The sequence below is a fragment of the Streptomyces sp. NPDC058045 genome (assembly GCF_042885635.1).
Classification (GTDB): domain Bacteria; phylum Actinomycetota; class Actinomycetes; order Streptomycetales; family Streptomycetaceae; genus Streptomyces.
This window is the reverse complement of the sequence record NZ_JBHVRR010000097.1, coordinates 1-8,897: the sequence shown is the minus strand read 5'-3', so window position 1 is coordinate 8,897 and position 8,897 is coordinate 1. Positions and strand designations below refer to the sequence as shown.

Below are 8,897 nucleotides of genomic sequence, written 5' to 3'. Positions count from 1 at the left end.
GCGGACTCCCTCCGCGGACCGGCCGCCGGTGCGTCTGCTCCCCTACTCCCCTCGTACGGCGGCGAGTTGCTGCTCGAACGGGATCACGGTGAGGCCGGAGGGCACCGGGACCGCCGGTTCGGCGTCGACCGGGGCGGCCGGGGGCTCGGGCGCCGCGGGGGCTCGCGTTCCGGGGGACGCGAGGCCGGTCAGTGCGGTCAGCTCGGCCGCCGCCCGGTCGATCCGCAGGGCCAGGCCCTCGTCGCCCCAGTCCTGCGAGGCGGCGTAGACCCCGGTCGGCACGGTGACCGCCCGCAGATGGGCGAAGAGCGGACGCAGCGCGTGTTCCAGCACCAGGGAGTGCCGGGGCGTGCCCCCGGTCGCCGCGAGCAGCACCGGGGTACCGGTGAGCGCGTCCCGGTCGAGCACATCGAAGAAGGACTTGAACAGCCCGCTGTACGAGGCGGTGAAGACGGGCGTCACCGCGATCACCGCGTCGGCCTCGGTCACCGCGGTGAGCGCGGCCGCCAGCCGGGGCGGGGCGAAGCCGGTGACCAGGTTGTTGGCGATGTCGACCGCCAGCTCCCGCAGTTCCACCACCTCCGTACGCACCGCGCCGGGGGCGGTCCGGGCGACGGCTTCGGCGAGCCGGTCGGCCAGCAGCCGGGTGGACGAGGGGGCGCTCAGCCCCGCCGAGACGACCACGAGCCTCATACCGTCCCCACCTCCTCGGCTCCCTTGTTCTCCTCGCCCGCTCCGGCCCGCGCGGCCGCGACCAGGGCGGCGTGCGTGGGCGCGTCCGGCACCTCGGCCCGGCGGTCCTTGGCGAACTCCTTGCGCAGCACCGGTACGACCTCCTCGCCCAGCAGGTCGAGCTGTTCCAGCACCGTCTTCAGCGGCAGTCCGGCGTGGTCCATCAGGAAGAGCTGGCGCTGGTAGTCGCCGGCCCAGTCACGGAAGCTCAGGGTCCGCTCGATCACCTGCTGCGGGGAGCCCACCGTCAGCGGGGTCTGCTGGGTGAAGTCCTCCAGCGAGGGACCGTGCCCGTAGACCGGCGCGTTGTCGAAGTACGGGCGGAACTCCCGTACCGCGGCCTGGGAGTTGCGCCGCATGAAGACCTGGCCGCCGAGGCCCACGATGGCCTGCTCGGGGGTGCCGTGGCCGTAGTGGGCGTACCGCTCGCGGTAGAGGCGGATCATCTGGGCGGTGTGCTCCTTGGGCCAGAAGATGTTGTTGTGGAAGAAGCCGTCGCCGTAGTACGCGGCCTGCTCGGCGATCTCCGGGGAGCGGATGGAGCCGTGCCAGACGAAGGGCGGCACTCCGTCCAGCGGGCGCGGGGTGGCGGTGAAGGACTGGAGCGGGGTGCGGTAGCGGCCCTCCCAGGTGACGACGGGCTCCCGCCACAGGCGGTGCAGCAGGGCGTAGTTCTCGACGGCGAGGTTGATGCCGTCGCGGATGTCCTTGCCGAACCAGGGGTAGACCGGGCCGGTGTTGCCGCGGCCCATCATCACGTCGACCCGGCCGTCCGCGATGTGCTGGAGCATCGCGAAGTCCTCGGCGATCTTCACCGGGTCGTTGGTGGTGATGAGGGTGGTGGAGGTGGACAGCACCAGGCGTTCGGTACGCGCCGCGAGGTAGCCGAGCATGGTGGTCGGCGAGGAGGGCACGAAGGGCGGGTTGTGGTGCTCGCCCGTGGCGAAGACGTCGAGGCCGACCTCCTCGGCCTTCTCGGCGATGGCGATCATCGCCTTGATCCGCTCGTGCTCACTGGGCGTGCGTCCGGTGGTCGGGTCCATGGTGACGTCACCGACGCTGAAGATCCCGAACTGCATGACTGCTCACTTCCGATGTGGTTGACGATTCAACTACATCGTTCCCAGCACGGTCCCCCGGCGACCTATTCCCGGGTGGCGGTCAGCCCTCCGCCGGTGCCGCCCACCGCGGGTCGCGTCCCGTCTCCGCCAGCAGCCTGCCGAAGGCGTCCGCACCCTCCGGCACCGGCACCGGGTCCCCGAAGACGCCCATCTTCCGCCCGGTCGGCGCCAGCCCGGCCACCGTCTCCGCCAGTACCGCGGTGACCTGCTCGTCCGCCCGGAAGTCCTGCCCGGTGGCGCGCGCCAGATCCCAGCCGTGCACGGTCAGATCCAGCAGCACCATGCCGCCCACCGTGCGCGCCGGCATGTCCATCGCCCCCGTCGTCCCGTCCTCCGCGCCCGGCTCCGACCAGGCCGCCACCAGCTCCGCCACCGCCCCGGCGAACCGCTCCCGCCACTCCCCCTCGGCCACCCGGTCCGGAGTCACCGAGAAGTCCGCGTCGCCCTTCCCGGCCAGACTGGTGAACTCCACCACCACATGGAACAGATGGTTCGCCAGCGCCCGTACGTCGTACTCGCTGCACGGAGTGGCCGCCGCCAGGCGCCCGTCCGGGATGCCGCGCACCAGGGGCACGGTCTGCCGCGCCACCACCTCCAGCAGCTCACCCATCGGCGCCGCCGTACCGTTCCCGCTGCCCTTGCCGTTCGTCTCAGCCATGACTCCACGCTAGGAAGCCCCGCCCGCCACCGCTTGAAGAAACACGACACTTCACGACACCGGACGTACGGCGGGGTCACGGGGCAGTGCCCGCCGATCGGCCCGGACCGCGTCCCGGCGCCCCCGCGCCTACCATCGGGGCATGGCCGCCGCACCACGCCGTGACACCCGGGGCATCGTGGACGCCGCCGGTCTGCTGCGGCGGGTCCGCTTCCGCCGCCGCACCCCGGCCCCCGCGCTCCGCCCCTATCTGGAGCACTACTGGCTCATCGACTGGGACCTGCCCGAGCCGTACACCACCCACGTCCTGCCGCACCCCTCCGTCAACCTGGTCTTCCAGCGCTACGGCACCGACGCCGACCCGGGCGAGCCCTTCGCCGAACTGGCCGGTGTCGGGCGGCAGTTGGACAGCCGGAAGCTCGCGGGGCGGGGGCGGGTGTGCGGGGTGCAGTTCCGGCCCGGCGGCTTCCGCCCGTTCGCGCCCGGCGCCCCCGTCTCCGCCTGGACCGGCCGCCACCTCCCCGCCCGGCAGGTCCTCCCCGGCACCGCCGAAGCCGCCCCCGGCATCCTCGACCCCCGCCCCCTCGGTGACGACGACGCCCGGGTCGCCGCCCTCGACCGGCTGCTGCTCGGCCTCGGACCCGCCCCCGACCCGGGCGCCGACCTCGCCATGGCCCTCGTCGACCGCATCCGCACCGACCGCGATCTGCGCCGCGTCACCGACCTCGCCGCCGAGGCCGACCTCTCCGTACGCGCCCTCCAACGCCTCTTCGCCACCCGCGTCGGCGTCAGCCCCAAGTGGGTCATCCTGCGCTACCGCATCCACGAGGCCCTTGACCACGCGGAACGCGGCACCGGCACCGACTGGGCCGCGCTCGCCGCCGGCCTCGGCTACGCCGACCAGGCCCACCTGGTCCGCGACTTCACCCACACCCTCGGCGTCTCCCCCACCGCCTACGCCGGCGCCCCCGGCGGCTGACCCCACCGGCATCTCGCCCGCCGCCCACCGCCGCGCCCCGCCTATCCTGGCTGGCGGGACCGCGACGCCGCCGGGAGCCGTCGCCCGCCACCGAGGCCGAGGGAGCAGCACCATGACCGCGCAGGACGCGCCCACCACCGCCGCCCGGACCGCCGTCATCACCGGGGCGAGCAGCGGCATCGGCGCCGCCACCGCACGGCAGCTCGCCGCGGCCGGCTTCCAGGTGGTGGTCACCGCCCGCCGCAAGGACCGCGTCGAAGCCCTCGCCGCGGAGCTGACCGCCGCCGGACACCGCGCCACCGCGTACCCGCTCGACATCACCGACCGGGCCGCCGTGGACGCCTTCGCCGCCTCCCTCGACCGCTGCGACGTCCTCGTCAACAACGCGGGCGGCGCACTCGGCGCCGACCCCGTCGCCACCGGCGACCCCGAGGACTGGCGCCGGATGTACGAGACCAACGTCATCGGCACCCTGCACATCACCCAGGCCCTGCTGCCCGCCCTCACCGCGGGCGGCGACGGCACCGTCGTCGTCCTCTCCTCCACCGCCGGCCACGGCACCTACGAGGGCGGCGCCGGATATGTCGCCGCCAAGCACGCCGAGCACGTCCTCGCCGAGACGCTGCGGCTGGAGATCGTCGGCACCCCGGTCCGGGTCATCGAGGTGGCGCCCGGCCTGGTCAAGACGGAGGAGTTCGCCACCACCCGCTTCCGCGGCGACACCGAGAAGGCCGCCCGGGTGTACGCGGGTGTCGCCGAACCGCTCACCGCGGACGATGTCGCCGACACCGTCACCTGGGCCGTCACCCGCCCCAGCCACGTCAACATCGACCTGCTGGTGGTCCGCCCCCGCGCCCAGGCCTCCAACACCAAGCTGCACCGCGAGCAGTGACCGCCCCGCCCACGGCAGCCGGACCGAGGAGCACCCCGATGCCCGACCAGAGCACCCCGCCCCAGGCGGACGGCACGGCCGCGGACGAGCGCCGCCGCCGCGAGGAGAAGCGCGTCGAACGGCATATGTGGTGGTACCTGGCGTACTTCCTCTTCGGCATCCACCTGGTCGCCTTCGTCATGATCTTCGCGGTACGGCACGCGGGCTGACCCCGCCCCCAGGAGAGGACCCCGATGCCCCCAGAGTCCGACGACTTCACCGACGACGCCGAGCGCTGGGACACCCGGTACCGGGAGAGCGAGCGCGTCTGGAGCGGCGAACCCAACGCCGAACTCGTCCACGAGATCAGCGGACTGCCGCCCGGCCACGCCCTCGACCTGGGCTGCGGCGAAGGCGGCGACGCCATCTGGCTGGCCCGCCGCGGCTGGCACGTCACCGCCGTCGACGTCTCCCGGGTCGCCCTCGAACGCGCCGCCCGGCACGCCGAGCAAGCCGACCCGCAGGCCGCCGCCCGGATCGACTTCCAGCGGTACGACCTCGGCACCGGCTTCCCCGACGGCCGCTACGACCTGGTCTCCGCGCAGTTCCTCTACCCCCTCGGCGAAGTCCCGCGGGAGGAGATCCTGCGTACCGCGGCCGCCGCCGTCGCACCCGGCGGCACCCTCCTCGTCGTCAGCCACTCGGGCCCCGCGCCCTGGGAGGAGAACCCGCACCCCGGCATGGAGTTCCCCACCCCGCGCGAACTCCTCGCCTCCCTCCGGCTCCCCGCCGACCGCTGGCAGATCCTCCGCTGCGAGGACCACCCCCGCACCCAGCCCGCCCCCGACGGCACCCCCACCCACCGCTGGGACAACACGATCCGGGCACGGTTGCTGCCGGAGCAGAGCCCCAACTGACCGGCCGGCCCCGCCCGTTGAACGGAAGGGGCCGGCCGCGCGGTGGTCAGCCCTTCACACACACCACCTGCTTCAGCTTCGCGACCACCTCGACCAGGTCCTGCTGCTGCTCCATGACCTGCTCGATCGGCTTGTACGCGGCGGGGATCTCGTCCACGACCCCGGAGTCCTTGCGGCACTCCACCCCCTGGGTCTGGTCCGCCAGATCCCGCGCGGAGAAGCGGCGCTTGGCCGCGTTCCGGCTCATCCGCCGACCGGCGCCGTGCGAGGCGGAGTTGAAGGAGGAGGCGTTGCCCAGCCCCTTCACGATGTACGAACCGGTGCCCATGGAGCCGGGGATGATGCCGAAGTCACCGCTGCCCGCCCGGATCGCGCCCTTCCGGGTGACCAGCAGATCCATCCCCTCGTAGCGCTCCTCGGCCACGTAGTTGTGGTGGCAGCTGATCTCCGGCTCGAAGGTGACCTTCGCCTTCCTGAACTCCTTGCGGACCGCGTCCTTGAGGAGGCCCATCATCACCGCACGGTTGTGCTTGGCGTACTCCTGCGCCCAGAACAGGTCGTTGCGGTACGCCGCCATCTGCGGGGTGCCGGCGACGAAGACCGCGAGATCCCGGTCGACCAGGCCCTGGTTGTGCGGCAGCCGCTGCGCCTCGCCGATGTGGTGCTCGGCCAGCTCCTTGCCGATGTTGCGGGAGCCGGAGTGCAGCATCAGCCACACCGCGTCGGTGGTGTCGACGCACACTTCCACGAAGTGGTTTCCCGAGCCCAGCGTGCCCATCTGCTTGGCCGCGCGCTCCGCGCGGAAGTGGACCGCCTCGGCGACGCCGTCGAAACGCGACCAGAAGTCGTCCCAGCCGGAGGTCGGGAAGGCGTGCAGCCCGCCCGGGTCGACCGGCTCCTGGTGCATTCCGCGGCCGACCGGGATGGCCTGCTCGATCCGGGTGCGCAGCCGGGACAGGTCGCCCGGCAGGTCGTTCGCGGTGAGCGAGGTGCGGACCGCGGACATACCGCAGCCGATGTCGACCCCGACGGCGGCCGGGCAGACCGCGTCCTTCATGGCGATCACCGAGCCGACGGTGGCGCCCTTGCCGTAGTGCACGTCCGGCATCACCGCCAGGCCCTTGATCCAGGGCAGGGTGGCGACGTTCTGAAGCTGGCGCAGGGCTCCGTCCTCGACGGTGGACGGGTCCGCCCACATCCGGATCGGGACCCTCGCCCCAGGCATCTCCACAAACGACATAACCGTCCTCTTCCCCCGATTTCGACCATAAGCAATAAAACGCAAATACCGGAGCCAAGGTCCTCGAATAGGGCGACGGACCGGCGTCCACGGTGGTGCGTGCGGTACACATTGTCTGCATCGGCCGCCCACCGCGGCAACCGAATATCCCCGCCGAGAGGACACCCACCGTGCAGCGCAAGGCGTACCTCCCGGGCGTCGCGGCACTCCTCGCCGCGGTGCTCGCCGGCTGCTCCGGCGGTACGGACGGGGGCTCGCCGGCCGAGGACGCCAAGTCGAACGCGGCAGGCAGCGCCACCGCCTCCGCCGCGCCCGGCAAGTACCGCACCCTGCCCGAGCCCTGCGGCACCGTGGACCACCGCACCCTGGACACCCTGCTGCCCGGCATCAAGGACATCGCCGACGAGCGGGAGCGGGAGCGCGCCTACGACGGGTCGGCGGCGGCGACCTTCGACACGGACCGGCGGGTGGGCTGCTCCTGGAAGCTGGAGGGCCAGGACGCCACGCACCGGCTGCGGCTGGACTTCGAGCGGGTGGTGTCCTACGACCGGTCGGTGAGCGACGCCGACCGGGCCGGCCAGGTCTTCGCCGACAAGGAGACGGACGCCGGCCTCGGCAGCACGGACGCCAACAGCCCGAACACCACCGAAACCGACACAGGCGGCGCGTCAACCGGCAAGCCGAGCAAGGGAGACAGGGCCGACAGAGGCGATAGAGGCGACGGAGCCGACAAGCCGGGCACGTCGAACAAGCCCGGTGCGGGTGAGCAGGCGGCCGACGCCTCGCCCGACCCGTCCGATTCGCCGTCCGGTTCCCCCTCCGCCGAGGCGACCGCGACCGAAGGACCCCGCACCCTGGGCGGACTCGGCGACGCCGCCTTCCTCGACGACGCCTACTCGTCCTCCTCCGCGACCGGCGCCCGGCACCGCACCGTGACTGTGGTGTTCCGCACGTCCAATGTGATCGTGACGCTCACCTACGACGAGCAGCCCGCGCGCTCCACCGATGTCCCGGACAGCAAGGAAATGCAGGACAACGCGCAGTCCCTGGCGCACCGACTGGCCGGGAAGCTGACCGGCTGACGGCGGTGCGGCACGTCTCGTCGCGGCGTCCATGGCGCCGGGATCCGGCTCCGCGGGCGGCACTTCGGCGTACCGTGGCCCCTCGGACCCGTCCGCCGGACCCATCGAGTGAAGGAATCATGCACCGACCAGTACAGCGACTCACCCGCGTTCTTGCCTGCGCAGCCGCCGTTCCGGTGCTGCTGATCGCCTCGGGTTGCTCATCCGACTCCGGCTCCGGCTCGGGCGACGGCGGCGAGAAGGCGAAGTCCCCGTCCTCCTCGGCTTCGGCCGCGGGCGCCGGGGAGTCCCCCTCGGTGGAGAAGGCCCGATACGCCGAGCTGCCCGAGGCCTGCAAGACGCTCTCCCGGAAGACCCTGGACTCGATGGTCCCCGAGGCCGACCCCAAGTCCGGCAAGGCAGGCAGGTCGGACGACACCTCGATGCGCGGCACCTGCTCCTGGAGCAGCCTCGACAACAAGGGCGTGGACGGCTCGCAGTTCCGCTGGCTGAATGTGTCACTGCTGCGCTTCGAGTCGGACGCCTCCCGGGGCAACGGCGCCAAGCTGGCCGGCGCGTACTACGCCAAGCAGGTCGCGGACGCCAAGGCCACCGAGGGCGCCAAGGACACCAGGACCGGCGCGGTGCCCGGCATCGGCGACCAGGCCACCGCGGTCCGCTACGACCTGAAGAAGAAGGAGGGTTCCTTCAAGCAGCAGACGGTCGTGGCGCGGGTGGAGAACATCGTGGTCACGGTCGACTACAACGGCGCGGGCCTGGCCGGGGAGAAGACCCCGGACCCGAAGAAGCTGCAGAAGGACGCCGAGAAGGCCGCGAAGGAGGCCGTGGAAGCGGTCGTCGCCGCGAACGAGGGCGGCGGCTCCGCGACCGGCTCCCCGGACAAGTCCGGCAAGGGCGAGGGCTCGGGCAAGGGTGACGGCGCGGGCAAGGGCGCGGGTGAGGGCTCCGGTTCGAAGTCCCCCGAGCCCAAGTCCCCGTCGAAGTCCGCGGATTCGGGCGCCAAGCCCACCGATGCGGCCTCCGCCTCCGAGTCCCCGTCGGAGTCCGCCGCGAAGAGCTGATCCACGGCCCTTTCGGGACGCTCACGTCGAGCCCGGTCGCCCCCGGCGGCCGGGCTCGCCGCATACCGGCCGCCCACCCCTCGCACGCATGTGCCAGGCTGTCCCCCGCGCATGGGCCGTGTCGTTTGGATCTCCGTGGAGCAAGGAGCGGGGTCTGGTGCGTGCTCTCGGTGTGCCGGCCGGACGCCCTCGTACTGGACGTACTTGGGCGTTTGGCCGGTGCAGCGAGAGTGCGT

The 8,897-nt window shown here is 72.6% G+C and carries 10 protein-coding genes; 6 read left to right on the top strand and 4 right to left on the bottom strand.

The genetic code is table 11. From position 1 onward, the window contains the following. Positions 1-42: 42 nt before the first annotated feature. The 3 genes from ACFVST_RS28865 to ACFVST_RS28855 all read right to left on the bottom strand — a co-directional run bounded on the left by ACFVST_RS28865 (position 43) and on the right by ACFVST_RS28855 (position 2,511). A complete protein-coding gene (locus ACFVST_RS28865) occupies positions 43-693 on the bottom strand; it encodes an FMN reductase (RefSeq protein ID WP_390156546.1) in 651 nt (216 codons plus the stop codon). Beyond that, on the bottom strand, positions 690-1,811 hold the full coding sequence (locus ACFVST_RS28860) for an LLM class flavin-dependent oxidoreductase (RefSeq protein WP_390156545.1): 1,122 nt from the start codon (positions 1,809-1,811) through the stop codon (positions 690-692). The genes ACFVST_RS28865 and ACFVST_RS28860 overlap by 4 nt, the downstream gene beginning before the upstream one ends. An 82-nt stretch (positions 1,812-1,893) precedes the next feature. Continuing rightward, positions 1,894-2,511, bottom strand: a complete 618-nt coding sequence (locus ACFVST_RS28855; protein ID WP_390156544.1) for a TIGR03086 family metal-binding protein — start codon at positions 2,509-2,511, stop codon at positions 1,894-1,896. A gap of 142 nt (positions 2,512-2,653) precedes the next feature. On the opposite strand from ACFVST_RS28855, the gene ACFVST_RS28850 reads away from it, so the two are divergent. From ACFVST_RS28850 to ACFVST_RS28835, 4 genes are all read left to right on the top strand, one after another. After that, complete coding sequence (locus tag ACFVST_RS28850) at positions 2,654-3,490, top strand: DUF6597 domain-containing transcriptional factor (protein ID WP_390156543.1); 837 nt, start codon at positions 2,654-2,656, stop codon at positions 3,488-3,490. A gap of 112 nt (positions 3,491-3,602) precedes the next feature. Then, a complete protein-coding gene (locus tag ACFVST_RS28845) occupies positions 3,603-4,382 on the top strand; it encodes an SDR family NAD(P)-dependent oxidoreductase (RefSeq protein ID WP_390156542.1) in 780 nt (259 codons plus the stop codon). A 38-nt stretch (positions 4,383-4,420) separates the two neighbouring features. Further along, a complete protein-coding gene (locus ACFVST_RS28840) occupies positions 4,421-4,591 on the top strand; it encodes a hypothetical protein (protein ID WP_390156541.1) in 171 nt (56 codons plus the stop codon). Positions 4,592-4,615: 24 nt separating this feature from the next. Beyond that, complete coding sequence (locus tag ACFVST_RS28835) at positions 4,616-5,278, top strand: class I SAM-dependent methyltransferase (RefSeq protein WP_390156540.1); 663 nt, start codon at positions 4,616-4,618, stop codon at positions 5,276-5,278. Between the two features lie 46 nt (positions 5,279-5,324). On the opposite strand, the gene ACFVST_RS28830 is transcribed toward ACFVST_RS28835, so the two are convergent. After that, positions 5,325-6,518 (bottom strand): RtcB family protein, encoded by a 1,194-nt coding sequence (locus tag ACFVST_RS28830; protein WP_390156539.1) that lies wholly within the window; start codon positions 6,516-6,518, stop codon positions 5,325-5,327. A 170-nt stretch (positions 6,519-6,688) separates the two neighbouring features. Between ACFVST_RS28830 and ACFVST_RS28825 the strand changes: the two genes are divergently transcribed. Both ACFVST_RS28825 and ACFVST_RS28820 read left to right on the top strand, forming a co-directional pair. Next, entirely contained in the window at positions 6,689-7,600 is a 912-nt protein-coding gene (locus ACFVST_RS28825; protein ID WP_390156538.1) for a DUF3558 domain-containing protein, read from the top strand. 119 nt (positions 7,601-7,719) lie between these two features. Next, on the top strand, positions 7,720-8,661 hold the full coding sequence (locus ACFVST_RS28820) for a DUF3558 domain-containing protein (RefSeq protein WP_390156537.1): 942 nt from the start codon (positions 7,720-7,722) through the stop codon (positions 8,659-8,661). Positions 8,662-8,897 lie beyond the last annotated feature (236 nt).